At 57.9% G+C, this 26,348-nt stretch carries 21 protein-coding genes and 1 pseudogene; 10 read left to right on the plus strand and 12 right to left on the minus strand.

Annotated elements, in window-relative coordinates:
- Nucleotides 1-384: 384 nt before the first annotated feature.
- Entirely contained in the window at nt 385-2,199 is a 1,815-nt protein-coding gene (locus tag KZ772_RS12675) for an acyl-CoA dehydrogenase C-terminal domain-containing protein (RefSeq protein WP_290536905.1), read from the plus strand.
- 345 nt (nt 2,200-2,544) lie between these two features.
- Here KZ772_RS12675 and KZ772_RS12680 read toward each other — a convergent pair whose 3' ends face one another.
- Nucleotides 2,545-4,143: an isocitrate lyase gene (locus KZ772_RS12680; protein WP_290536906.1), complete on the minus strand. Its 1,599-nt coding sequence runs from the start codon at nt 4,141-4,143 to the stop codon at nt 2,545-2,547.
- A 491-nt stretch (nt 4,144-4,634) separates the two neighbouring features.
- Between KZ772_RS12680 and KZ772_RS12685 the strand changes: the two genes are divergently transcribed.
- The 4 genes from KZ772_RS12685 to KZ772_RS12700 all read left to right on the plus strand — a co-directional run bounded on the left by KZ772_RS12685 (nt 4,635) and on the right by KZ772_RS12700 (nt 8,165).
- Entirely contained in the window at nt 4,635-6,008 is a 1,374-nt protein-coding gene (locus tag KZ772_RS12685) for a wax ester/triacylglycerol synthase family O-acyltransferase (protein ID WP_290536907.1), read from the plus strand.
- A gap of 201 nt (nt 6,009-6,209) precedes the next feature.
- Complete coding sequence (locus KZ772_RS12690) at nt 6,210-7,097, plus strand: D-hexose-6-phosphate mutarotase (RefSeq protein ID WP_290536908.1); 888 nt, start codon at nt 6,210-6,212, stop codon at nt 7,095-7,097.
- 195 nt (nt 7,098-7,292) lie between these two features.
- The gene (locus KZ772_RS12695; RefSeq protein WP_011590014.1) at nt 7,293-7,496 is read left to right on the plus strand and encodes a cold-shock protein; all 204 of its coding nucleotides are present in this window, start codon (nt 7,293-7,295) and stop codon (nt 7,494-7,496) included.
- A gap of 225 nt (nt 7,497-7,721) precedes the next feature.
- Entirely contained in the window at nt 7,722-8,165 is a 444-nt protein-coding gene (locus KZ772_RS12700; RefSeq protein ID WP_290536909.1) for a transposase, read from the plus strand.
- Between the two features lie 100 nt (nt 8,166-8,265).
- Here KZ772_RS12700 and KZ772_RS12710 read toward each other — a convergent pair.
- A pseudogene (locus KZ772_RS12710) lies at nt 8,266-8,699 on the minus strand (SprT family zinc-dependent metalloprotease).
- A gap of 33 nt (nt 8,700-8,732) precedes the next feature.
- Here KZ772_RS12710 and KZ772_RS12715 point away from each other — a divergent pair.
- Nucleotides 8,733-9,176 (plus strand): transposase, encoded by a 444-nt coding sequence (locus KZ772_RS12715; protein WP_290536909.1) that lies wholly within the window; start codon nt 8,733-8,735, stop codon nt 9,174-9,176.
- A 100-nt stretch (nt 9,177-9,276) separates the two neighbouring features.
- Here KZ772_RS12715 and KZ772_RS12720 read toward each other — a convergent pair whose 3' ends face one another.
- The 5 genes from KZ772_RS12720 to KZ772_RS12740 all read right to left on the minus strand — a co-directional run bounded on the left by KZ772_RS12720 (nt 9,277) and on the right by KZ772_RS12740 (nt 17,882).
- Nucleotides 9,277-9,942, minus strand: a complete 666-nt coding sequence (locus tag KZ772_RS12720) for a SprT family zinc-dependent metalloprotease (RefSeq protein WP_290536911.1) — start codon at nt 9,940-9,942, stop codon at nt 9,277-9,279.
- Between the two features lie 208 nt (nt 9,943-10,150).
- A complete protein-coding gene (locus KZ772_RS12725; RefSeq protein WP_290536912.1) occupies nt 10,151-13,246 on the minus strand; it encodes an efflux RND transporter permease subunit in 3,096 nt (1,031 codons plus the stop codon).
- Nucleotides 13,243-14,364, minus strand: a complete 1,122-nt coding sequence (locus KZ772_RS12730) for an efflux RND transporter periplasmic adaptor subunit (protein WP_290536913.1) — start codon at nt 14,362-14,364, stop codon at nt 13,243-13,245. Before KZ772_RS12730 ends, KZ772_RS12725 begins: the two co-directional genes overlap by 4 nt.
- Before the next feature lie 240 nt (nt 14,365-14,604).
- A complete protein-coding gene (locus tag KZ772_RS12735; RefSeq protein ID WP_290536914.1) occupies nt 14,605-16,236 on the minus strand; it encodes a fatty acid--CoA ligase in 1,632 nt (543 codons plus the stop codon).
- Between the two features lie 266 nt (nt 16,237-16,502).
- Nucleotides 16,503-17,882: a class II fumarate hydratase gene (locus KZ772_RS12740; protein WP_290536915.1), complete on the minus strand. Its 1,380-nt coding sequence runs from the start codon at nt 17,880-17,882 to the stop codon at nt 16,503-16,505.
- On the opposite strand from KZ772_RS12740, the gene KZ772_RS12745 reads away from it, so the two are divergent.
- On the plus strand, nt 17,881-18,843 hold the full coding sequence (locus tag KZ772_RS12745; protein WP_290536916.1) for a GIY-YIG nuclease family protein: 963 nt from the start codon (nt 17,881-17,883) through the stop codon (nt 18,841-18,843). The two genes, KZ772_RS12740 and KZ772_RS12745, sit on opposite strands and share 2 nt — an antisense overlap.
- Nucleotides 18,844-19,206: 363 nt before the next feature.
- On the opposite strand, the gene KZ772_RS12750 is transcribed toward KZ772_RS12745, so the two are convergent.
- The 5 genes from KZ772_RS12750 to KZ772_RS12770 form a co-directional block, all read right to left on the minus strand.
- Entirely contained in the window at nt 19,207-19,605 is a 399-nt protein-coding gene (locus tag KZ772_RS12750) for a hypothetical protein (protein ID WP_290536917.1), read from the minus strand.
- Nucleotides 19,606-19,807: 202 nt separating this feature from the next.
- Complete coding sequence (locus tag KZ772_RS12755) at nt 19,808-21,082, minus strand: tetratricopeptide repeat protein (protein ID WP_290536918.1); 1,275 nt, start codon at nt 21,080-21,082, stop codon at nt 19,808-19,810.
- A 92-nt stretch (nt 21,083-21,174) separates the two neighbouring features.
- The gene (locus KZ772_RS12760) at nt 21,175-21,543 is read right to left on the minus strand and encodes a hypothetical protein (protein WP_290536919.1); all 369 of its coding nucleotides are present in this window, start codon (nt 21,541-21,543) and stop codon (nt 21,175-21,177) included.
- Between the two features lie 43 nt (nt 21,544-21,586).
- Entirely contained in the window at nt 21,587-22,273 is a 687-nt protein-coding gene (locus KZ772_RS12765; RefSeq protein WP_290536920.1) for a zf-HC2 domain-containing protein, read from the minus strand.
- Entirely contained in the window at nt 22,270-22,836 is a 567-nt protein-coding gene (locus KZ772_RS12770; RefSeq protein WP_290536921.1) for an RNA polymerase sigma factor, read from the minus strand. Before KZ772_RS12770 ends, KZ772_RS12765 begins: the two co-directional genes overlap by 4 nt.
- A 308-nt stretch (nt 22,837-23,144) precedes the next feature.
- On the opposite strand from KZ772_RS12770, the gene KZ772_RS12775 reads away from it, so the two are divergent.
- The 3 genes from KZ772_RS12775 to KZ772_RS12785 all read left to right on the plus strand — a co-directional run bounded on the left by KZ772_RS12775 (nt 23,145) and on the right by KZ772_RS12785 (nt 26,347).
- The gene (locus tag KZ772_RS12775; protein ID WP_290536922.1) at nt 23,145-24,332 is read left to right on the plus strand and encodes a hypothetical protein; all 1,188 of its coding nucleotides are present in this window, start codon (nt 23,145-23,147) and stop codon (nt 24,330-24,332) included.
- A gap of 62 nt (nt 24,333-24,394) precedes the next feature.
- Entirely contained in the window at nt 24,395-24,985 is a 591-nt protein-coding gene (locus KZ772_RS12780; protein WP_290536923.1) for a hypothetical protein, read from the plus strand.
- Nucleotides 24,986-25,000: 15 nt separating this feature from the next.
- Nucleotides 25,001-26,347, plus strand: coding sequence for a hypothetical protein (locus KZ772_RS12785; protein ID WP_290536924.1), 1,347 nt, complete (start codon nt 25,001-25,003; stop codon nt 26,345-26,347).
- Nucleotide 26,348: the final 1 nt, after the last annotated feature.

A 26,348-nucleotide genomic window follows, 5' to 3' on the forward strand; every position in this document is an offset into this window, starting at 1 on the left:
GCATACCCTACACCAACATATCTACGCAGCTGCTGTAGGAGCCCCGCTTGAGGGGCGAATCGCGCGTTAGCGCGGGATTGGCCGCAGGGCAATCAGGCATCTCTGATTCTCGACAGGTTTATCCAGGTGTAAGAGGGAATCATCGCACCCCTTCGCCCCTCAAGCGGAGCTCCAACAGCGGCTTCCTAGAAATCGCGTCATTTTCCTAGAAGCTAGTAGCTCGCAGCTAGAAGCTTCCCCGTTTACACCCATTCACCCTAACGCCCGCCCGCGCCCGCCTTGACAGTCAATGTGTTTGCGCTTGAATTGCCGAACAATGCTCGCCCTGTTGCGCTGTCCGTTACTGACAGTTGAATCGATTTCTGCCTGACGAGGGTAACTGTTATGCCGACTTATAAGGCTCCCGTGCGCGATATGCGCTTTTTGATGAACGAAGTGCTTGATTTCGAAAGCCACTACAAAACTTTCCCGGAAGGTGAAGAAGCCACCCCGGATATGGTCGAAGCCATCATTGGCGAAATGGCCAAGCTGTGTGAAAACACTCTGGCGCCGCTGTACCAGAGCGGTGACGAAGAAGGCTGCAAGTTTGAAAACGGCGTGGTTACCACTCCGAAAGGCTACAAGGAAGCCTACGACGAGTTCGTGGCCGGCGGCTGGCAGGGTCTCAGCCACCCGGTGGAATTCGGCGGCCAGGGCCTGCCGGCGTCTCTGGGTCTGATCAAGTCCGAGATGATGGCCACCGCCAACTGGTCGTTCACCATGTACCCGGGCCTGTCCATGGGTGCCATGAACACCATCCAGATGCACGGCTCCGACCAGCAGCTGCAGGATTACCTGGTCCCGCTCACCGAAGGTCGCTGGGGCGGCACCATGTGTCTCACCGAGCCGCAGTGCGGCACCGATCTGGGCCAGGTGAAAACCAAGGCCGAGCCGCAGAAAGACGGCTCCTACAAGATTTCCGGCACCAAGATCTTCATCTCTTCCGGTGAGCACGATCTGACCGAGAACATTGTCCACATCGTGCTGGCGCGTCTGCCTGACGCCCCCAAAGGCACCCGTGGTATCTCCCTGTTCATCGTGCCCAAGTACCTGCCGGGCAAGATCGGTGAAGATAACGGCGTCAGCTGTGGTTCCCTGGAAAAGAAAATGGGCATCAAGGCATCCGCCACCTGCGTGATGAACTTCGATGAAGCCACCGGTTTCCTGATCGGCCCGGAAAACAAGGGCCTGGAGTGCATGTTCACCTTCATGAACACCGCCCGTATCGGTACTTCCATCCAGGGTCTGGCCCACGCCGAGCTGTCCTACCAGGGCGCTCTGACCTATGCCAAGGAGCGTAAGTCCATGCGCGCCCTGTCTGGCAAGAAAGAGCCGGATGCCATCGCCGACAGCCTGATCCACCACGGTGACGTGCGCCGCATGCTGCTCAAGCAGAAGGCCATCGCTGAAGGCGGTCGCGCCATGATCTACTTCGCCGCCCAGTACGCGGACAAGATGATCAGCGCTGCCCAGGCCGACAACGACGAGGAATACCAGAAGTGGGATGACGAGCTGGGCTTCCTGACGCCGATCCTGAAAGGCTTCCTCACCGAGAAAGGTCTGGAAGTGGCCAACGACGGCATGCAGGTGTTCGGTGGCCACGGCTACATCAAAGAGCACGGCATGGAGCAGATCGTCCGTGACGCGCGCATCTCTACCCTGTACGAAGGCACCACCGGCATCCAGGCTCTGGATCTGCTGGGCCGTAAGGTTCTGCTGCTGACCAAGGGCAAGTGTGTTCGTGACTTCAGCAAGAAGCTGGTGGATTTCGGCACCAAGAACCTGCGTGATCCCAAGCTGCGTCCGTTCGCCTGGAAGCTGCTGAAGATCGCCGCTGAGTGGAACTACCTGACCACCCGCATCATGCTGGTAGCCTCCAAGGACCGCGATATCGTTTCCACCGCCAGCTACGACTTCCTGATGTACAGCGGCTACGCCATGATGGCCTACTTCTGGGCCCTGCAGGCTGGCGTTGCCAAGGACAAGCTGGAGAACGGCGGTGAAGAGCCGGCGGAGTTTTACCAGGCCAAGCTGGCCACCGCCGAGTTCTACTTCGATCGCATGCTGCCCAGCGCCAAGGCCCACGCCGAAGCCGCGCTGAAGCCCACCAAGAGCACCATGCAGCTCAAGGCGGAGCACTTCTCCTTCGATTACGAGTAAGGGGAAGGTCGGACGTCGCTACACGGACGTCAGACACAAAAAAGGGCGACCTTCGGGTCGCCCTTTTTTATGGTCAACACTCCGTCACCCGGAAAAACCTTTGTAGGAGCGCCGCTAGAGGCGCGAACCTCGTCCAGCGAGGTGACAACCAATACCGTCATGGACGGAAATTTCTGGAGAGAGGCTGTGCCTGATCCCCTTCGGGAATTGTCTCGCTTCGCGAGGTTCGCGCCTCTAGCGGCGCTCCTACAGCGAGTTTAAAAAAGCGGATTGCTTTTTTGACACAAAAAAAAGCGGCCCCCTTTCGGGAGCCGCCTTTCAGACTTACCTTGAACAGATCGGAACTTAGTTGTTCTCGAACTGGTTCATGGTGTTGTCTTTACCGCCGGCTTTCAGCGCAGCTTCACCAGAGAAGTACTCTTTGTGGTCATCACCGATGTTGGAACCGGCCATGTCCTGGTGCTTCACAGTAGCGATGTTGCGACGGATTTCCTGACGCTGAACACCTTTGGCGTAGGCCAGCATGCCTTCTTCGCCGAAGTAGCCTTCTACCAGCTGGTCGGTGGACAGAGCAGCGGTGTGGTAGGTCGGCAGAGTGATCAGGTGGTGGAAAACGCCAGCTTCACGGGAAGCCTTGGCCTGGAACTCTTTCGCCCACTCGTCAGCTTCAGCAGCCAGTTCGCTGTCGTCGTACTTCACGCTCATCAGACCAGCGCGATCGTAGGCGGAAAGGTCCTTGCCTTCCTTCTCCCAGGCATCGAATACCTGCTGACGGAAGTTCAGGGTCCAGTTGAAGGACGGGCTGTTGTTGTAAACCAGCTTGGCGTTCGGCTCTTGTTCCTTGATGCGATCAACCATCAGCTTGATGTGCTCGACATTCGGGGTCGGAGTCTCGATCCACAGCAGGTCAGCGCCGTTCTGCAGGCTGGTCACACAGTCCAGAACAACACGGTCGATGTTGCTGTCCTTGCGGAACTGGAACAGGCCGGAAGCCAGACGGGTCGGCTTGAGCAGCTTGCCGTTGGACTTGATTACCACGTCGCCGTTGTTGATTTCGTCGGCGGACTCGATGTACTCACCTTCCAGGAAGGAGTTGTACTGGTCGCCCAGGTCGCCCGGCTCGTTGGTCACGGCGATCTGCTTGGTCAGGCCAGCACCTTCGGAGTCGGTACGGGCAACGATCACACCATCGTCAACACCCAGCTCGAGGAAGGCGTAACGTACGGCGTTGATCTTGGCCAGGAAGTCGGCGTGAGGAACGGTTACTTTACCGTCCTGGTGACCACACTGCTTCTCGTCGGAAACCTGGTTCTCGATCTGGATGCAGCAAGCACCCGCTTCGATCATCTGCTTGGCCATCAGGTAGGTGGCTTCCGGGTTACCGAAGCCAGCATCGATGTCGGCAATGATCGGAACAACGTGGGTTTCGAAGTTGTCGATCTTGTTGATGATTTCTTTCTGCTTGGCTTCGTCGCCAGCGTCCTTGGCATCATCCAGAGCACGGAACAGGTGGTTCAGTTCCCAGGCATCAGCCTGCTTCAGGAAGGTGTACAGCTCACGGATCAGATCGGCAACAGCGGTCTTCTCGTGCATGGACTGGTCAGGCAGCGGACCGAACTCGGAACGCAGGGCAGCAACCATCCAGCCAGACAGGTACAGGTAACGACGCTTGGTGCCACCGAAGTACTTCTTGATGGAGATCATCTTCTGCTGGCCGATGAAACCGTGCCAGCAACCCAGGGACTGGGTGTACTTGGAGTTGTCAGCGTCATAGGCCGCCATGTCTTCACGCATGATCTTGGCGTTGTACTTGGCGATGTCCAGATGCGTGTTGAAACGGTTTTGCAGACGCATGCGAACAGCAGATTCCGGATTGATGTCTTTCCAGGTGCTGTTGGCACCAATCACGGAGCTAAGTGCTTCGATGTCTTTGGTGTATGACATGGTGAACCTCTGATTAACAAATTGGTTTATCGATACCGGGAGGGGCAACCCTGCTCATGCCAGACAGAACACATGCCGGTCTACCGATGGGGCGCATTCTAGAGCCCGCAGACCCATAAACATAATCAATATGATCTATGTTCGGTATTTTTCTGGTGAATATAGGAGGTATTTCCTAGCCTGCGCCGGTCATTCTGCTGGCCGCAACGACCTTACCGACGGCGCCATCCCAAACAATCGCCAGCCGGCTTGCCAATCGGCAACCCGGTGTTCAGGGTGGGGATATCTTTTCATTTTCCCGAACACACTGCCATTCATCAATGTGCCATCCGGCGGCAGTTACCGCATCGCCCGCCGATTTACACCTTGCACACAGTGACCCGAATGCGCCTTTGCTACTATGATCTTCCCTTGGCATAGAGAGTGCATTGCCGTTTTCCGGTAATCGTTTTGGTTGTGTTCAGGGATATAAAAATGACGAAGGGGAATCTATGAAAGCGCTTAGCCCGGTGGATCAACTTTTCCTGTGGCTGGAAAAACGACAGCAGCCCATGCATGTGGCCGGACTGCAATTATTTTCCTTTCCGGAAGATGCGGGCCCCAAGTATGTCAGCGAACTGGCCCAGCACATGCGCGACTACTGCAGCCCGGTGGCGCCATTCAACCAGCGCCTGACCCGCCGCCTGGGCCAGTATTACTGGACCGAGGACAAGCACTTCGACATCGACCACCACTTCCGCCACGAGGCCCTGCCCAAGCCAGGCCGTATCCGTGAGCTATTGTCGCTGGTGTCCGCCGAGCACTCCAACCTGCTGGACCGGGAACGCCCGCTGTGGGAAGCCCACCTGATCGAAGGCATCCGCGGGCGACAATTCGCGCTCTACACCAAGATTCACCATTCCGTGGTGGATGGCATCTCTGCCATGCGCATGGGCATGCGCGCCCTGTCCACCGACCCGAATGAACGAGACCTGCCACCGGTGTGGGCCTACCAGCCGAAAAAACGCAGCCGCTCGCTGCCCAGTAATCCGGTGGATGTGGCCTCCAGCCTGGCACGCCTGGGTGCCGGTATCAGCAAGCAGGCCGCCACGGTGCCCGGCCTGGCCCGGGAAATCTACAAGGTGAGCCAGAAGGCCAAGAAGGATGAAAACTATGTCTCCATCTTTCAGGCCCCGGACACTGTACTTAACCAGACGGTCACCGGTTCGCGGCGCTTTGCCGCCCAGAGTTATTCGCTGTCGCGATTGAAAGTGATCGCCAAGGCGTTCAACTGCACCATCAATACCGTGGTGCTGGCCATGTGTGGCCACGCCCTGCGCGAGTACATGATCAGCCAGAACGCCCTGCCGGATGAGCCACTGATTGCCATGGTGCCCATGAGCCTGCGTCAGGATGACAGCGCCGGCGGCAACCAGATCGGCATGATCCTGGCCAATCTGGGCACCCATATCTGCGACCCGGCCAACCGGCTACGGGTGGTGAATGACTCGGTACAGGAAGCCAAGGAACGCTTCTCCCAGATGAGTCCGGAGGAAATTCTCAACTTCACCGCTCTCACCATGGCCCCCACCGGTCTCAACCTGCTCACCGGGCTAGCCCCCAAATGGCGAGCCTTTAATGTGGTGATCTCCAATGTACCCGGCCCCAAAGAACCGTTGTACTGGAACGGCGCCAAGCTGAAAGGCATGTACCCGGTCTCCATCGTGCTGGACCGCATCGCGCTGAACATCACCCTGACCAGTTACCAGGATCAGCTGGAATTCGGCCTGATCGCCTGCCGGCGTACCCTGCCCTCCATGCAGCGGCTCCTGGATTATCTGGAGCAGTCCATCCGCGAACTGGAGATTGCGGCGGGGATTAAATAACCGCCGCAACAAACGCCACGCCATCGTAGGAGCGTCGCTGGCGGCGCGATTGAAACCGAAACGAGACACGAGAAGCGAGTTTCGAAAAGCATATCTCGGGAGCGACTTTATAGGGGTTTGCCTTTCGAAACTCGCTTCTCGCAACTCGAACCCCTGATTATCGCGCCGCCAGCGACGCTCCTACATTTGCGTGGAGAGGGTATGACAGCAACCATCAAACCGATCACCCGCGGCGAGCTGACCGGCTGGGAAGTTCGCCATCGCAATCAGACCCTGGTGATCGCCGAACAGGGTGCCCAGGTGCTGTCGTACCAACGGGATGGCGAGCCCCCGCTGATCTGGCTGAGTGAAGACGCCGCCTATCACAACGGTCAGGGCGTGCGTGGTGGGGTGCCGGTGTGCTGGCCCTGGTTCGGTGGTCTGGATTTCAACCCCATCGAGATCCGCCAGCAATATACGCTGGCACAGCCACCGGCCCACGGACTGGTGCGCCAGCAACCCTGGTGCCTGACGCATTCCGAGCAGGATGATGAACAGATCACCCTCACGTTTGCCCTGTCTCCCCATGCCGACCGGCAATGCCTGCCCGACGTGGAACCCACTCTGACCGTGCGCCTGGACGACGGCCTGAGCCTGTCTCTGCACAACCATAACCACGGCGATGAACCGGTATGGATCAGCCAGGCCCTGCACAGTTACTTTGCTGTCTCTGACTGTCGGCAGGTTGAGATTCATGGTCTGGACAGCTGTCCCTATGTGGATGCCCTGGATGACTGGCAGCGCCACCGGCAACAAGGCCCGTTGACGTTCCACGGGGAAACCGACCGCCTCTATCTGCAACTGCCCGACACCCTGCATATCGATGACCCCGCCTGGCAGCGCCGGCTGACCCTGTCGGCCTGCGGCAGTCGCTCCGCGGTGGTATGGAATCCCTGGATCGAAAAAAGCCGACGCCTGAGCCAGTTCGCCGACGATGCCTGGCAGCGAATGCTCTGTATCGAAACCGCCCGTGTCCTCGACAACGCCCTGTTGCTGGGCCCTGGCGAGCAGCACAGCATGGCGGTTCGCTTTGTGACAACGGCGTTATAACTGTCGGTTTAACCGGCTATAAAAAGGGGTGGTGCTCGCCAAAAAAGGAGGGTAAAGTCGGAAATGGCTGCGAATTATGGCCGTGGATTAGTTTGGTAATTGTCTTCCCTGCGTGAAGCTGAAGTTGTCTCCGAACACCGCCCAACATGGTTTGCAAGCAACACTCAAAGTAATAGTTTCGAGGTATAGATTCACATGGCTACAGGTACTGTGAAGTGGTTCAATGAGTCCAAGGGTTTTGGTTTCATTTCCCAGGACGATGGTGGTGCGGACGTATTCGTTCATTTCAGCGCAATTACCGGCTCAGGCTTCAAAACCCTGGCCGAGGGTCAGAAGGTTTCCTTCGAGATCCAGCAGGGCCCCAAAGGTCCGCAGGCCGCTAACGTGGTTGCTGAATAAGCGATTGCATTAGCAGGAAAAAGCCCGCTTCGGCGGGCTTTTTTTATGTCTGGTGAAAACAAGAAGCTCCACGCCTCTCCGTAGGAGCGTCGCTCGCGGCGCGATTCCATACGCTAGGTTATCCCGCCGCCAGCGACGCTCCTACGGAAAGGTATGACCATTACCTACAGCCTTTTCCGCCGCTAACGCTTTTTCGCCGGGCTCTCTCTCATCACCCTTGAATCCATGGACTCACTGCATAATGGATACAAACTGAGGCAAGGGCGTTGCTCACAACCGCATCAGCACTATCTGATCACTGCTGTCACCCGAAACCGGACTCCCTGGTTTGAGGATACCGACAGGGCAAGACTGCTTGCCCGCAATTTCCTGAACCTGGACCAACAAGGCGCCAGCCAGTCTCTATGCTTTGTGGTGATGCCGGACCATTTTCACTGGTTGCTGGAATTATCCGGCAAGCATTCCCTTTCGCAGACGGTGGGTATGCTAAAGAGCCAGACTGCCCGCGCTATTGGGCAATCCGTCTGGCAGCGGGGGTTTCATGACCACGCCCTCAGACAGGAAGAAGACATCCTGCAAATCGCCCGCTATATCGTCGCCAACCCGCTTCGTGCCGGTTTGGTCAATAGCGTCAAGGATTACCCCTATTGGTATGCCGTATGGTTGTAGCCCCCCCCTCTCCGTAGGAGCGTCGCGGGGGGGGCGATTCCATACGCCAGGTTATCGCGCCGCCAGCGACGCTCCTACAGAAAGGACCTGCTGGTTGTCCTCAGGGCTGGTAGAGAGGCTGGTCGAGGAGTTGTTTGCGTTGGCGCCAGTCGGGCATGCGGGCGTCCATTAGGGCGTGGAAGCCGGGGCCGTGGTCCATGTGTTGCAGGTGACACAGCTCGTGCATGACCACGTAATCAGCGCCGCCGGCGGGTAATGCAGCAGGGCCATGTTCAGATTGATGTAGCCCCTGGCCGACAGCGAGCCCCAGCGGGTGCGCATTTTCTTCACCCGCAGCACTGGCTGCGTATAGCCCTGGGCAGCAAACCACGAAAACTGGCGAGCGATGCTGTCTTCGAATAGCGGCCGTGCCTGCTTGCGCAGCCAGCTTTCCAACGCCTGTTTTACCGCTGCTTCGCTTTCCGGCTCCGACACCCGGATCTGCAGGTAGCCGCCAGAGATGGTCACCGCATTGCGCCCGGCAGACACATCCATGGTCAGCGCGACTCTCTCATCACCCTTGAATCCATGGACTCACTGCATAATGGATACAAACTGAGGCAAGGGCGTTGCTCACAACCGCATCAGCACTATCTGATCACTGCTGTCACCCGAAACCGGACTCCCTGGTTTGAGGATACCGACAGGGCAAGACTGCTTGCCCGCAATTTCCTGAACCTGGACCAACAAGGCGCCAGCCAGTCTCTATGCTTTGTGGTGATGCCGGACCATTTTCACTGGTTGCTGGAATTATCCGGCAAGCATTCCCTTTCGCAGACGGTGGGTATGCTAAAGAGCCAGACTGCCCGCGCTATTGGGCAATCCGTCTGGCAGCGGGGGTTTCATGACCACGCCCTCAGACAGGAAGAAGACATCCTGCAAATCGCCCGCTATATCGTCGCCAACCCGCTTCGTGCCGGTTTGGTCAATAGCGTCAAGGATTACCCCTATTGGTATGCCGTATGGTTGTAGCCCCCCCCTCTCCGTAGGAGCGTCGCGGGGGGGGCGATTCCATACGCCAGGTTATCGCGCCGCCAGCGACGCTCCTACAGAAAGGACCTGCTGGTTGTCCTCAGGGCTGGTAGAGAGGCTGGTCGAGGAGTTGTTTGCGTTGGCGCCAGTCGGGCATGCGGGCGTCCATTAGGGCGTGGAAGCCGGGGCCGTGGTCCATGTGTTGCAGGTGACACAGCTCGTGCATGACCACGTAATCCAGCGCCGCCGGCGGGTAATGCAGCAGGGCCATGTTCAGATTGATGTAGCCCCTGGCCGACAGCGAGCCCCAGCGGGTGCGCATTTTCTTCACCCGCAGCACTGGCTGCGTATAGCCCTGGGCAGCAAACCACGAAAACTGGCGAGCGATGCTGTCTTCGAATAGCGGCCGTGCCTGCTTGCGCAGCCAGCTTTCCAACGCCTGTTTTACCGCTGCTTCGCTTTCCGGCTCCGACACCCGGATCTGCAGGTAGCCGCCAGAGATGGTCACCGCATTGCGCCCGGCAGACACATCCATGGTCAGCGGCTGCCCGCGGAACGGAAATGACGCACCATCCTGCCAACGCTGGCGAGGCCGGCTGGCCTGACGCTGCTGCTGACTGTGAATCCACTGGCGGCGGCTATCTACAAACGCCTGCACCATGCGCACCGGCGCCCGCTGCGGCGCCCGCACCTGCACCCGGCCATCTTCCAGCACCCGCAACTCCAGGCTGCGGCGTTTGCTGCGGATCAGTTCGTAGTCAGTCATGGATACAGCGGCAAGCTACAAGCTGCAACGCGAAACTGCCGCGTAGCCAACCTGAAGAGAATGGATTCCGCACCCCAAGTTTTATGGTCGCGGGCACAGCCTGTAATACAGCCCTACCCTTTCTCGCGCCTTGTAGCTTGAAGCTTGTAGCTTGCAACTCCGTCCCCTCTAGTAGCACGCCATCTGGATCGCGCCGCCAACGACGCGCCTACTCCTGCGGTTGGCCCATCTCTTTATCCAGCTGCTGCTTCACTGCATCCGCCGGCGAGGCATAGGGTGCCAGCCACTGGTACAACACCGGGATGATAAAGAGTGTCAGCACGGTGGCAAAGAGCAGGCCGCCGAGAATCACCACGCCGATGGTGAAGCGGCTTTCCGCACCGGCGCCGGTGGCCAGTACCAGCGGGATGGCGCCAAAGATGGTGGAGATGCCGGTCATCAGTACCGGACGGAAGCGCACGATGGCGCCCTGATAGACCGCCTCTTTCACTGCCAACCCCTGGTCGCGCAGCTGGTTGGCGAATTCCACGATCAGGATGCCGTTCTTGGCCATCAGCCCCAGCAGCATGATCATACCGATCTGGCTGTAGATGTTCAGGCTGTCCCCGGTAACCCAGATGGCCAGCACCGCCCCGGCCAGGGCCAGGGGTACGGTGAGCATGATGATCAGCGGATGGATCCAGCTTTCAAACTGGGCGGCCAGCACCAGGAACACGATCACCAGCGCCAGCCCGAAGGTAATCAGGATGGCGGCGGCGGATTCCTGCAGTTCCTCGGCCATGCCCTTGTAGCCGATGCGTGCTTCCAGGGGCAGCCGTTCGCGGGCCTGCTCTTCCACATAGGTCATGGCCGTGGCCAGGTCATAGCCATCCGCCAGGTTGGCGGACAGGGTGATGGCGGGCAGCCGGTCCACCCGGCGCAGTTCCGGGGCATCGCCGGTGGTGGTCAGTTCCACCACACTGGAAAACGGCACCAGCTCGCCGTTGGCGGCGCGCAGATAGATCGGCAACACATCGTCGGGGCCCTGGCTGTTGCGCTTCTCCGCTTCCAGCAGCACATCGTATTCGCGGCCCCGGTCCACATAGGTGGACGCGGTGAGGGTGGCGAACATGGCTTGCAGGGTCTGGCCCACATCGGTGGCGGTGATACCCAGATCCGCGGCCCGCTCCCGGTCCATTTTCACGTCCAGCTGGGGCTGGGTCTGCTCGAAATCCGTATCGATGCTGGTGAGCCCCGGGTTCTCTTCCATGGCGTCCATGAGCGTTTCGCTCCAGGCCAGCACCTGATCGTAATCCGGGCCGGCCACTACCACTTCCAGCGCCTGGTTGAAGGCACTCTGGCCCAGCCCCGGAGGATTCACCGCAAAGGCACGCAAGCCCGCCACCTGTGACAGCTTGCCCCGCACTTCGTTGACGATTTCCTGCTGGGACCGGTCCCGCTCGCCCCAGTCCTTGAGCCGCACAATGCTGAAGGCCCGCTCGGTGACGCCACGGAAACCGACGATGGACAGGGCCCGCTCCGCTTCACCGCTTTCCACCAGCGGCGCCATGATTTTTTCCACTTCCTTCACGTGGTGCACGCTGTATTCAGAGGTAGCACCCTGGGGCGCCGAGGCGGGAATAATAAAGACGCCCCGATCTTCGGTGGGAGCCAGCTCCTGGGGCAGGCCACGGAACACCAGCAGCGCCACCACGCACAGGGCTACGCAGCCCACCACCAACGGCCAGGGTTTGCCCAGGGCTGCCGCCAGGCTACGCGCATAACCACTGTTGAGTTTTTGCAGGCCACGTTCAAAGGCATTGCCCTCGCCGCGCAGCTCCTTGACGCTATGCCGGTGCAGCCAGCGCGAACAGAGCATGGGCGCCAGGCTCAGGGCGACAATGCTGGAGATGATCACCGCCGATGCCAGAGTAAAACCGAACTCGCCAAACAACCGGCCCACGTCCCCGCCCATGAAGGAGATCGGCACGAACACCGCCACCAGGGTCAGGGTGGTGGCGACCACCGCAAAGGCCACCTGACGAGCACCGCGATAGGCGGCCACCAGCCGGGTTTCCCCTTCGTCGATGCGCCGCTGGATGTTTTCCAGCATGACGATGGCATCGTCCACCACCAGGCCGATGGCCAGAATCAGCGCCAGCAGAGTGAGCACGTTGATGGAAAAATCCATGATGCCCAGGCCGATAAAGGCACCGATGATGGATACCGGAATGGTCACCGCCGGGATCAAGGTGGCGCGCAGGTTGCCCAGGAAGGCGAAGATCACCGCGATCACCAGCACCACGGAAATGCCCAGGGTCACCAGCACTTCCTTGATGGAGGCGCGGATAAACAGGGATTCGTCGTAGTTCACGTCCAGGCTGATATCCGCCGGCAGGCTGGTGCGCACCGCCTCGATTTCCGCACGCACGTTGTCGGATACCGCCACGGTGTTGGCCTTGGACTGGCGGATGATGCCCAGGCCGATGGCGGTTTCGCCGTTGGCGCGCAGCACGGTGTCATCACTTTCCACGCCCAGCTCTACCCGGGCCACATCGCCCACCCGCAGCAGGTAGTTGCCCTGGCGGCGTACCACCAGATCCTCAAATTCATTCACCGACGACAGGCGATTGTCGGCGCGCACGGTAAAGGCGCGGGACTGGGATTCCAGCTTCCCGGCGGGCAGCTCCACATTGTTGCTGCGCAGGGCCTGTTCGATATCGGTGACGGTGACCTGGTTGGCGGCCATGCTCTGGCGGTCCAGCCAGACGCGCATGGCGTAGCGGCGTTCGCCGCCAATAAAGACTTCCGACACCCCGTCCAGCACCGCGAAACGATCCACCAGGGAACGCTCGGCAAAGTCGGTGAGTTCCTGGGGAGCCAGGGTGCTGCTGGTCAGGGTGACCCAGATGATGGGCCGGGCGTCCGCGTCGGATTTGGCGATCACCGGGGTGTCCGCCTCTTCCGGCAGACGGTTGAGCACCCGCGACACCGCATCACGCAGGTCGTTGGCGGCCACGTCCACATCCCGGTCCAGGTTGAATTCCACACTGGTACGGGCGGAGCCAAGGCGGCTGCGCGACTCGATCTTGCGCACCCCTTCCACCCCGGCCACGGCCCCTTCGATGACCTGGATAATCTGGGTATCGATCACTTCCGGGGCGGCGCCGGCATAGTCCACCGAGATGGAGACTTCCGGCGGATCAATGTCCGGGTATTCGCGCACCGACAGTTTCATCAGCGCACTGATGCCGAACACCACAATCAGCAGACTGATAACAGTGGCGAACACCGGCCGCTTGATGGAGATATCGGAAAGGATCATGCGGCGGCCTCGCTGTCCGCCTGATCGGCGTCCGGCGAAGCAGGTTTCAGCAGGGCCCGCTGGCCCGGCAGCAAGGCCTCCGGATTATCCAGCACCTGCACCGCCTGGCCGCTCCCCAGACGGGAATGGCCATTGACCACCACGTCTGGCTGGCCGGTCAGGCCACTGGTGATTTCCACCCAGCCGTCACGGCGGCCACCGAGGGTAACCGGATGGCGTTCGGCAGTATTGTCTGCGGTGACGGTGAACACATAGCTCTGCGACCCCTGGGTAATGATCGACTGCTCGGGTACCAGCAGCGCATCGCGCTGGGCCAGCTGCACGGACACGCGCAGAAACTGCCCGGGACGAATCCGGTCCTGGGGATTTTCCAGCCGGGCCCGGGCGGTGAGACTACGGCTTGCGGTGCTGACCCGGGAATCCAGAACCGTGATGTTCCCCTCGAACACCTGATCCGGGAAGGCTTCGTTGCGCGCCTGCACTGGCAGACCGGAGACCAGTCGCGCCAGGTAGCGTTCCGGCACCTGAAAATCCACTTCGATATATCCCAGGTTATCCAGGGTGGTAATGGCATCACCGGTTTGCAGATAACTGCCCGCATCCACCTGGCGCAAGCCCACCACCCCGGCAAAGGGGGCGCGGATAGTGTGGTCGTTGAAATTGGCCCGGGCGGCATCGCGGCTGGCCTTGGCACCATCCAGGGTGGTGCGGAAGCTATCCACTTCGGACTGGGAAATAGCGCGGCTCTTGACCAACTTCTGGCCACGCTGGAAATCGTTGAGCGCGCGCTGGTATTCCGCTTCACTGCGAGCCAGCTCCGCGCTGGCATTGCGGTCGTCCAGGGTAACCAGCACCTTGCCCTGCTCCACCTTCTGCCCCTGGCGGAAGTGGATCTGCGCCACCCGACCGGGTACTTCGGTGAGAATGGTCACCGCCTGGGCGGCCCGGGCGGTTCCAACGGCTTCCACCCGATCAAACAGGGAACGTTCAATGCTCGGCGCCAGGTTCACCACCGTGGGCGGACGCTGCCCCATGGGTGCCGGCGCGGGCGCCAGGGCCCACCACAGGCCTGCACCTACCAGCACCACCAGTATCAGGGCGGCGATAATCCGCTTCATGGAAGTCTCCAATGTGTAATTCGCAACAAGCCGTAGGGAAGTCTAACGCCCAATTATGCAAGCAATTTGTAGAGGGAGCGTTAAAGTGACAGGGAATTATGAAGGAAATTCATTTTTAGCGCAGATTCTTGCTGTAGGGGGGCGCTGGCGGCGCTCCTACAGCAAGGATGCGATCCGGCGACCCGCCAATAAAAAGCCCGCCGGGTGGCGGGCTCTTCGGTAGTGTGACGCCTGAAGGCGTTACACCATTTCGGCACGCATCTTCTTTTTGTCCAGCTTACCCACGGAGGTGCGCGGCAGCTCGTCCACGAAGATGACGCGATCGGGAATGCCGTAGCGGCTGATGATGCCCTTGTCCGCGTAGTCGGCCATCATCGCCTTGATGCCCTCCTCGTCCGCGTCGCCATTCTTGACCACCAGGGCCACCGGGCGCTCGCCCCATTTCTCGTCGGGCACGCCGACCACGGCACATTCACCCACGCCCGCGTGCTGCAGGATCATGCCTTCCAGGTCGATGGAAGACACCCACTCGCCGCCGGTCTTGATCACGTCCTTGATGCGATCGACGATCTTCAGCCAGCCGTCTTCGCTCATCACTGCCACGTCACCGGTGTGCAGCCAGCCGCCGGCCCACAGCTCCTCGGATTTTTCCTTGTCGTGGAGATAGCCCTGAGTCAGCCACGGGGCACGGACCACGACTTCGCCCTGGCTCTTGCCGTCGTGGGGCACGTCGTTCATTTCCGCATCGACGATGCGCAGCTGCACCATGGCCACCGGGCGACCGGTGCGGGTGCGGTAGTCCGCCTGGGTTTCCAGGTCGGCCTTTTCCAGTTCCGGAGTCAATTGCGCCAGCGTCAGCAGCGGGCAGGTTTCGCTCATGCCGTAGCCGGTGTAGATGTCGATGCCGCGCTCCAGGGCGCCCATGGCCAGGGCCTTGGGCAGGGCGGAACCGCCGATGATCACTTTCCAGCCGCTCAGGTCGATGCTCTTGGCCGCTTCCGCCTGCAACAGCATCTGGATGATGGTGGGCACGCAGTGGGAGAAGGTGACCTTCTTGGTGACCAGCAGCTTGAGCAGGGTGGCAGGCTCGTAACGACCCGGGTACACCTGCTGCACGCCCATCAGGGTGGCCATGTAGGGAATGCCCCAGGCATGTACGTGGAACATGGGGGTGATCGGCATGTAGACGTCGTCTTCGTTGAAACGCCCCTGGCCAACACCGGCCATGGAGGAGCGGCCGGCGAAGGTGTGCAGCACCAGCTGACGGTGGGAGAAGTACACGCCCTTGGGCAGGCCGGTGGTGCCGGTGGTGTAGAAGGTGGTGGCGCGGGTGTTTTCGTCCAGCTCCGGGAACTCATAACGAGCTGGTGCCTTGGCCAACAGGTCTTCGTACTCACCGGCGATAGGCAGCGCATCGCTGCTTTTCACGCCATCGTCGTCCAGCAGGATGTAGGTCTTCACCGGCTCGATGCGATCCTTGATGGCTTCCAGGATCGGCAGGAATTCGCTGTTCACCAGGATGGCGTCATCCTCGGCGTGGTTGATGGTGTAGAGCACCTGTTCCGGGCTCAGGCGCACGTTCACGGTGTGCAGCACCGCGCCCATCATGGGGATGGCAAAGAACGCCTCCAGATAACGGTTGGTATCCCAGTCCATCACGGCCACGGTGTCACCGGGCTTGATGCCCTGGGCCGCCAGGGCGCCGGCCAAACGGTGTACCCGCTCTTCAAATTCCCGGTAGGTAAAGTCCCGGTCGCCGTAGGTGATGGTCTGTTCCGGCGCCTTGCGCACGCCGGCTTCGAGAATGCGGTTGATCACCAGCGGCGGCTCCACGGCGGAGGGGGTGCGCTGGATGGTGAGGTTACTGCTCATAGTTGCTCCGTTACCTTGTTATTCTGTCGATATGGGTGGGGCTGGACGCCCATACTCGTGGGTATGTAAGGCGCTCCAGACTGACACAGTCCCCCGCACGGGTCATCCGTTCAGCTGTGCCAAAGGTAACAAAATACTACCCGGTGTAGACGCTGTGTCTAGGGATAAAATTGAAGGAGGCGCAGGGTACACTGCGCCTGGGGCGAACTGCACCGTTGACCACCTCCCGGTGCGGTTCGCCTGAGGCTTTGTGCACCCTACCCATTCTAGGGACGGGTGAGGGTTTTCGGGTCCAGCAGTTTTTCCAGCTCGTCCCGGGACAGGCCCGACTGTTCCTCGGCCACGTCGATCACCGGGCGGCCGCTGGCAAAGGCTTCCTTGGCAATCTTCGCCGCCTTCTCGTAACCAATCACCGGATTCAGGGCGGTGACCAGGATCGGGTTCTTGCCCACGCCCTCGGCCAGACGACCCTCGTTGAAGGTCATGTCGGTGATGGCCCGGTCGGCCAGGTTGCGGCAGCTGTTGGCCAGCCAGGCGGTCATGTCCAGCAGGTTGCTGGCCACCAGCGGCAGCATCACATTGAGCTGGAAGTTGCCGCTCTGGGCCGCCACTGCATTGGCCTGATCCAGCCCCATGACCTGGGCCGCCACCATGGTCACCGATTCGCAGATCACCGGGTTGACCTTGCCGGGCATGATGGAGGAACCGGGCTGGGTGGCCGGCAGCTGCAATTCACCCAGGCCATGGATGGGCCCGGAGTTCATCCAGCGCAGGTCGTTGCTGATCTTCATCAGCACCACTGCCAGCCCACGCAGGGCAGCGGACAGATTCAGCGGCGCATCCAGGGCGCTCTGGGCCACAAAGGGGTGAGGCATGGGCTTGAAGGCCAGCCCGGTTTCGTCCGCCAGTTGCTCCGCAAAGGCAACCGCAAAGTCCGGATGGGCATTGATGCCGCTGCCCACCGCCGTGCCACCCTGGGGAATGGCCAGCAGTTCATCCCGGGCCCGGGCCAGCCGGCTGCTGGCGTCCTGCAATTGCAGCACCCAGGTCTGCAGTTCCTGCTCCACGGTCACCGGCATGGCATCCATCAGGTGGGTGCGGCCGGTCTTGACCAGCTCGCGGCCTTCGCGGGCTCGCAGCCCCAGAGTCGCGATCAGGTGTTCCAGGCCCGGGAGCAATTGCTCGGTGACAGCCAGTACGGCGGACACATGGATAGCGGTGGGAATGGTGTCGTTACTGCTCTGCCCCAGATTCACATCATCGTTGGGATGAATCTCGGCCCCGGCGTCGGCGCACAGGTGGGCAATCACCTCGTTCACGTTCATGTTGGTACTGGTGCCGGAGCCGGTCTGGAAAATATCCACCGGGAACTGATCCAGATGGTGGCCGGCCAGCAGATCATTGCAGGCACCGACAATGGCGGCCTGCTTGTCCGCCGGCAATTGCTCCAGCTTGAGATTGGCCTCCGCCGCACAGCGCTTGATGCGCACCACGGCCAGAATGAAACGCTCCGGTAGCGGGCGACCGCTGATAGGAAAGTTATCCACCGCCCGCTGGGTCTGGGCACCCCAGCGGGCGGCTTTGGGTACCTGCACCTCGCCCAGGGAATCGGTTTCGATACGGGTGTCGGTGTCGTGGCCACTCATGGTTGCCTCCTGGCAATGCATTTTCATCATCATGGCACGGGAAAAATATCAGATCATCCACCCCGCCTTCACCACATCATGGCGTTTCCCCATGGACACTATCGGCATGATCCCAGATTTCGAGTCCTCGCCGGTCGATCCAACCCTGTTTGCTGGCCTGCCCGCCCTCCCCGGTATTTACCGGTTTTTTGGCGAGCAGGACGAGCTGCTCTATGTAGGAAAAAGCATCAACCTGCGGCAACGGGTAAAGAGTCATTTTTCTGCCCGGCATCGGGATAAAAAGGAAGGGCGGCTGTGTTACCTGACCCGTCGCATCGAGCATCAGGTCACCGCCGGGGAGCTGGGCGCCCTGCTGCTGGAAAACCGGGAAATCAAGCAACGCCAGCCAATCTTCAACCGTCGCCAGCGGCGTTACCGCCAGCTGCATAGCTGGCGGCTGGAAACCGATACCCGCGGTTTTCTGGTGCCGTTGTTATACCGGCCGCTGATGGGTAACCATGGCTGGCAACAGGACAGCTATGGCCTGTTTCGCAGCCCCCGACAGGCAAAAGCCATGCTGGACAGCAAAGTGCGCGAGGCCGGCCTTTGCCCGCGGATCTGTGGCCTGGAAGGCAACGGCAAGGGAGCCTGCTTTGCTCACCAATTGGGCCGTTGCCGTGGCGCCTGTTGCGGGAAGGAAGCAGTGGAAAGCCATAACCAGCGGTTGCGGACAACCCTGGAAGATCAGCATATCCAGGCTTGGCCTTACGCGGGAATGCTGGTTATTCGTGAGCAGAACACGCAACAAACTGACTACCATCTGATTGATCAGTGGTGTTATCTCACCACCCTGAAAAATGAGCCGGAACCGACAGCGGCGACCCCGGATGCGGACGCCAGTTTTGATCTGGACAGTTACCGGATGTTGATCCGGTTTCTGAATCAGGGGGTGGAACATTATGTGCTGTCGGCAAACTGTTAAGCGGCCCTAGCGACGCATAGGTCTCACATTCCTGAAATGCAGATCTTCCAGCACATCAAATCCTACCATTAGCCCACCATGTCACAGGCACCGCCATCCTGTTGCGCTGCCTGTCTTTGAGTCTGGCGAGCATGCTCACCTCTATTAAGTTGTTATTGTTTTTGTACAACTACTCAATTTTTGGTAGACGATTTATTTAAAAAAGGAGTCGTCTTTCATTTAAGTGATAAGCGACTTTCTCAGGACTGTAAAATATTTACCAATCAGGGGCGGGAATGAAAAAGGCCAACCCGAAGGTTGGCCAAGGTAAGGGCTGTGCAAAGGGGGAGAGCACAACCCTTAAACGGGGGGAGGACAAGAGAGTTAGCGGTTGATTGCCCCGTCGGCGGAACCACTTACCCCACCTTCAACAGCTGCGCCGTCAAGACCACCAGAGGCTTGTCCTTCCGCACTTATCTCTGCGCCAAAGCCACCATCCATGCGGCCGTTTTCGCGCGCTTCTTCTGCTTGCGCCTGACCGGATTCCTCGCCTTTTTCACGGGCGCGGTTTGCCTTTTCCAGACCCAGGGCTGCATTCTGTCGTGCTTCTGCTGCAGCTTCTTCCGGCAAGCTGATTGCGTCAGTCAGGCCTTCCGGTTGCGCTTCAACGTCCCCAACAACCTCAATGGTCGCTTCGCCTTCAGAGGTCTCTTCATCCGCATATATCGGTGCAGTAACCAAAGAAAGGGGCAAGGCACAGACAAGCATGCTAAACAGTTTCATAAACATCTCCTTGATCTTAAAAATATTTACAACCTTTGGGTTAGTAACGGTTGCCGGTTATCGATCTTCACCGCTTTCATCCATTAACACGCTTGGCGCTGTCAGAAGGTTCCATTATCAAGAGGGAGATAAAAAAGGATCTGCTAAATAAACGCCCTTTCCCGCCCAAACAGGAAAAGGCGCTCAAGGAAGAACGGGATCATTAATAAAAATCGAAATACTCCAGACCAAGACTCCATTCGTTACGATCGTAATCATAGATATCTATCGTGCTTGAATTATCGGTATGACGATACTCACCAAACAACCGCCAGCGAGGGGTAAGTGTCACATCGGCACGCAGGGAAGCCATCAATCGATTGTCCTTTCGATGGATGGTCTCTCCCTGGATAATATGGTCATCACGGTAATCACTATGCTGATAAGCGACGGAGGCACGTCCGGCCCAGCGCCTGGAAAAGGGCCAGCTGTAATCTGTCTTGATGAGATGGCGAATCGGGGAGAAACTGGCAAAGTCTTCGCCAGCCACCAGATCTTCGCGATCATTTAACTCCAGCCGATAGTCGAGCTGAAGTTGTCCTGAACCCAGCCCCTGTAGCCAGCGAATCTTTCCGCGGGCCCGCCATCCCTCCAGGTAATCAAAACCGTCAGCGGCACGAATTCCTGAAAGCTCGCCGCCAACTTTCACCGCTCGCTTCCCTGACAAGCTGCGCTGGGCCTCGGCTTCCAGGCTGGCGGTATCCAGATAACGCTCACCATCCAGGGACTGTAGAGACACATTCACCGCGTTATCCCAGCGCCATTCCCCCTGTCCATGCTCCCGGTGAAGCCCGACTTCTGCCAGAGACGTATTAAATTCGCTACTGTCTTCGTATCGACGACCGTATAGCAGCCCTTCCAGACTCCATTGTCGATCCAGATAATAACGACCAGTAATGAAGCCGGTCAGCTGATTGTCCTCGCTCCCTTCTGTTTCCTGATCCGGCACTAGCGTCACATTGTCATCGCTACCGGCAAAGAGACTGGCGAACAAATAACTGGGTGACTGCGGACCCATCAAGCGGGAAAGTGCCCTGCTCGCAAGGGTATTCACCTTGCTTTCCTGCTGCGAAAGAGCGCTCTGGTAGTAATCTTTCGCTTTCTTTTTTAGCCCCTGTTTTTCCGCAACAAGACCAAGATTATAGTAGGCAAGGTTTTTCCACTTGGGCTCTTCTGTGAGTAATTCGAATTCGGTAGCAGCGTTATCGTACTCACCCAGGCGATAATAGGTCACACCCAGATTGTAATGCAGACTCGCACTATCAAGCCCTTCATTCCGGGCTTTTTCAAAGGCCTTTCTGGCTTCTGGATAATCGCCTTTCTTGAAGGAAAAAACTCCCTCCTGGAAAGACTCAACTTCCGTACCGGCATTTGCTTGCAAGGAAATGACGGCCAATATCAGTACCAGCATTATCAATGCGAATACCGGCTTCAACATTTTTTTCCCCTTTATGGCGCTGCGAAAGGCGCAGTACCGAATAATTAAATCTGAAACACAATCTTGAATCCGCGCACCCACCATCTAATGGATCAAGGCGCACCCGGTGATGATGGCGGCTGCGGAGTTTCTGGCTCGGGTCGCTGAATATCGCTCCCCCCCAGCTCCGGGGGCAAGGGAATCTCTCTGCCAAGATTGATCACATCGCGGAATTCGGCAGCGGCTTCTGCTCCTTGTTGCTGCCCTTTTTCACGAGCATCATTAGCCGCATCCAGGCCGGACTGGGAATTTTCACTGGCTTCCATGGAAGCGGCTTCCGGCAACTCGATACGATTCATCAATTGCGCCGGATCGCCACTTTCCTCTTCAATAATATCGATAGTGATTTCCGCCTCTTCCGCAAACGCCGGCGATGCCAGCAGGGAAAAAGCACAAGCCACCCAAAACATCTTGATATTCATTGTCTTTCCCTCATTTTCAATCGCATCGGGATCGCCGGCGTTATCACCCGGTCACGCCTTCCGGTTGATAACGTCCTGTTGTCCGTTTAGCGCTGGATTCAATGACCAGTGTCTTTTCAACCAGCGTGCCTCCCGGGGAATCAATCATCATGACAACTTCACCGCTGCCAAGATCCGCCGCCCGAAGCGGCAAAGACAACAAATTGGCCCCGGCCTTCAGATTTGTTGTCCAGGTCAGCTCATGCCTGCCCGGGAACCCTTCCAATTCCATATGTTCCGGAATACGCAACGTAACCCTCGCACCCTGCAGGTCGCTGCGCGAATTGACCACGAAGCGAACTTCACGGGTATCGTACAGATTCACCGTCAGGGGCTGAGAGACAAGTGAGGGTTCGCTGGAAGACAACCACTGCACCATGCCGCCACCCAGCAAGATTCCCACCAGTAATGCAGCGGCCAACCCGGGTTGGAAAAGATGATGAAATCCCCTCTTGCCAGTCTCGAAATTCTGTTCAGACCACAGCCGCTGAAATTGACGCTCGGCATAATTATCCGGTAGCCGTGGTACTGGCATGGTTTTCAATGCCTTTTGCACATCCTTTGCCTGGGCCAAAACCCGCTGGCATTGCGCACAATTATCAATGTGCGCCGTTACTTGCCGATCTTGCTCCCCGGACAAATAACCATCCAGATGATCATCCAGCATTTTCTCAAATTGATGGCAGTTCATCGTTTTCTCCCGTTACCCTGAACACGCTCGAGAGGCACTTCCGGTTCCCTTTCCAGGTAGTCCCGTAACCGCGCCCGCGCCCGATGCAGACGCGATTTGACGGTTCCCGGAGCCAGGTCGAGGATTTCGGTCAACTCGGTGACCGTATAGCCTTCGATGTCATGCATGGTGACCAGGGTTCTCTGATCGCTGTTTAACCCGTCCAGTGCAAGGCTTATCGTGTTCCACTGTTCAGCTTGCCCGTACAGGTACTCAGGTGCCAACTCAGTACTCTCCATTACCGCCTGGTACTCCCTGTCCAGGTCGTTATCCAGGGGCTCAACCAGCTTGAGCCAGCGCTTTTCCCGACGCTTGCTGTCAATAAACTCCCGATAAAGCACCTTGGCCAGCCAGGGCTTGAGACGCTCAACCGCCTTTAGCTCTTGCAGCCGCGGATACAGTTTCACCAGGACGTTCTGTATCAGATCATCAGCATCGTGGGAATTGGCGGTAAATCGATAAGCCAGCCTGTACAGGTCCGGCAGGAAAGGACCTACCAGCGACTCGAACTCTCGCTGCTTCATATGGGGCTCTCTGGCGATCGCATAGTTCTCTACACATGCTTACACGCATGGGAGCAAAAAAAGGTTCCCTCTATTTATCCCCTACAGTAAGCCCGCCCCACCCTACAAGCACCCTCAACATCACTTTCGATTACACAAAGATATAAAAAGCCCGAAACCGGGAACCTTTTTCTGTTTGCAAGCGTGTCTTGGGAATAAGCGTGCTGAAACTGCACCCGTTAGCCCACAAGTCGAATAACAAGGCTCACAGAAAATAAAACAATAACAAAAAGGTACGTCAGTACCTTGTCATGATCAGGGAAACCATCATGCAGAAATATGCCCGGCAACGCTTGCCGTTAACCCTCCCTTTGCTCATGTGTGCTGTTACTACCAGCCACGCGCTTGAGCCACTCAGTGACCATGACATGGCCAGCATCAAAGGCCAGGGGCTGGCCATAGCGCTGGATGATTTTCGATACGAAACAGCCCCCACCAGCTATCTCGAAATAGTTGGCCAGGCGCCCAGCCAGAGTGCGACGGATAACGGCTGGCACCGGGGGGATGCACGTTACTACGGCCTGCATATGACCGGTGAGGGAGCAGGAACAGATTGGCACGGTAACGCCTGTAATGACGACCTGTGCCCCATTGGCAGTAATGTCATCAGTGATTTCGCACCCGTCTACAATCCCTTTCTGGTACGAGTATTCCAGTACCAGGGGTATGACTATCAAGGCAATCTGCTGCAGGGTGTTGATCGCCCCACGGTACTGGAAACCATCGGGCCAACGGCAAGCAGCTCCTGGCGCTGGAGTTTCTGGGGCGAAATGGAAGTGGGCAAAGGAAGCGCCTGCCCGGATGGCAACGGCAATACCGGCTATTGCGGATTACAAAGTCAGACAGTCATCCTTGGAAAACCCATTACCCGAGCGGGCGACCCTACCATTTTCCGCTTGATGCAAACCGCAAATTCTGACGACCCAACCTTTGGTTTCACCTATCAAAGCGCCCTGAGTGGCGATTTCCGTTTTTCGGTAAACCAGACCGATAGTAGTCCCGACAGCCTGCGTAGCGTTCCCGATTTTTCCGATAGTCAGGGGCTCACGTTTCGCAATGTGGATGCTTTTCTGCCTCTCGGCCGGCTGCATTCCCAGGCTATCACTCTGAACAGCGCAGGTACCGACGGCAATTTCATTATAGAGCTTACTGCCATCCCCCCTGTCGCTGCGGTTTACAACGACATTTATTGCAATCAGGGAACCAGTTGCGACACACAGACCGAGTCCACGGATTTTTTTGGTAACAGCGTTCAAGCAATCAGCGCCCCTAATCCCGAAACCCATGGTTATGTTCGCTGGGGGGACTTTTCCACGCCTCCGCCCAATTCAACTGCCACTGATAACGGCATCTATTTCACCGACCCCGACGGCAGCGTAGCCAATATTGGGGTAGCACGAATAGAAGGCATTCTGATTCAGCAGATGAAACTCACCACCAATGGAGCCGGGCTATGAAGTATTGGTTAATTTCCCCGGTTCTGCTGATTCTGTCCGCGCCCAGCCATGCACTGGAACCAATGGCGGAAGAGGAAATGCAAACCGTTATTGGCCAGGCCGGTGTGGCACTGGAACTGGGCATGGATCTCAACACCAATCCGGACGGCTCCATTGCTCTCGCTGATTGCGACACTCTCGGAGGCCCTTGCCGCCTGGCACTCAGCTTTGCCAACCGCACCGATGAATGGCTGGTCTTGAAAGGCTACTACGGCAATTTATCCATCCCCACCCTGAACCTGGACGCAGCCTATCTCAGTGAAGCAGGCAATAACACCACGCTATTTGATAGCAGCAAATTCCTGAATGACAGCAACGACTGCCTGTTGCCTGGCGGCAGCTGCGATACCGCGACCCTGGACTCCATGGCTGCCATGAAGCTGTCTCTGCCCGCAGCTTCAGGGAGCTATGACCCTGCCACAGAAACGAGCAACGGTTACACCAACATCTCTTTCGGCATGACTTTGACCGGCACCGCGGTTGAATTTGGTGCCGGTGCAAATGGTTATAACGCCAATGCCAATGGCTCTTTTCTTGGTCTCAGGGTAGCCGATGAAAACGGCCCCTTTGCCGGAGTTAATGTTCAAGGAAATGCCTACATTTTCGGATTCTGACGAGCGGAATTTTTCATGAATAAAAAAATAACAAGATTCTCTTTTCTGGCGTTTTTCCTGATTCTTGCAGCAAGTCCAGGACTTTCAGCCATGCAGGTGATGGATGATGACGAGTTATCCGATATTACCGGTCAGGCCCTGTTTGTAGGCGACAAGGTTACCGAGAATGGTTATACCTTTTATCGTGGAGGGCTGGATGCCACTCTCGATCTGAACATGAACGTCAAGAATCTCGAGCTGGGTCGCACCGATACAGGTGTGGATCTGCATGCAGAAAACCTGGCTTTTGGCTGCACCTCAGATGGAACCAACTGTGTACCTTCAGGTGACGCCACTGGCCTGAAACCCTTTTCCATGTCACGTCCGTATCTGCAGTTTGCCATCAAGAATGATGACAACCCTACCCTTCGTGAAATCGTGGGTCTTCGCCTTGGCGCAGAGAATGTCACTGGCCCACTCAGCATTGGAAAGTTCAAATCTTTCAGCGGTTTCCTCAATGCTACCGCCAATATCGAAATGCAGGGTCAGTATGACGTGGGCGTTACTTGTGACAACGCCAGTGCTCCCTGCCAGGGAACCGCACAGGACCAGGGCTGCTGTGTATTCTGGACACCACGGCCGCCCACCAATGACGGCAGCACTTACTATGAAGAAAACCCGGGAACCAATGCTCCCGGTGATGCGGACCCCAATAATGATTTTAGCCAGCCGGAGTGGACTCTTGGGGTCAATGATGATCACGAATGTGTTTTGGGGACCTGTGCTTCTTTCAGCAACCTTACCGTCGAGTTCGAAACACAGAGAAGAACAGGGCTTCCGGTATCACTCAATGGTAAACGCCAGACCCAGGCTTTTATTTATGACCTCAGACTGGCCGATCTGGTGGACGATATCATCCATGGAACGGATACCACGAACCCTCTCGGGATCGTTCGTCCGGATGGTTTTTCCGGGGGGCTCCTGGACGCGGTACTTCCCTTGCTTCGAGGCAGCATTGCCGACAAGTTCAAGAATCAATTGGCGACCGGGCTGGGAGTAACCGATGTAAATGGCAACGGTATTCATGATGATTTGAATGCTTACAACATGCCTTACAACATCTCCAACTTGCACCAAGTAGACATCAATTCCAGCAACTTTGGTCTTACCTTTCAAAAAGAGGATATCCAGTACCCAGGTTTCCAGGCAGCCATGCCTGCGGGTTGGGCCATGCACATGCCAGATGCTTTCACTCTCGATATTTCCGACAAGACATCCGTTTTCGTTGGCAATATCGCAACCAGTACCGCAGCACGTGATGGCAACATCATTGGGCTGGATCCGGTTTATGACAACTGTTTTGGCAGTGCCCAGTTCTGCTAGC

The sequence above is a fragment of the Alcanivorax sp. genome (assembly GCF_019431375.1).
Classification (GTDB): domain Bacteria; phylum Pseudomonadota; class Gammaproteobacteria; order Pseudomonadales; family Alcanivoracaceae; genus Alcanivorax; species Alcanivorax jadensis_A.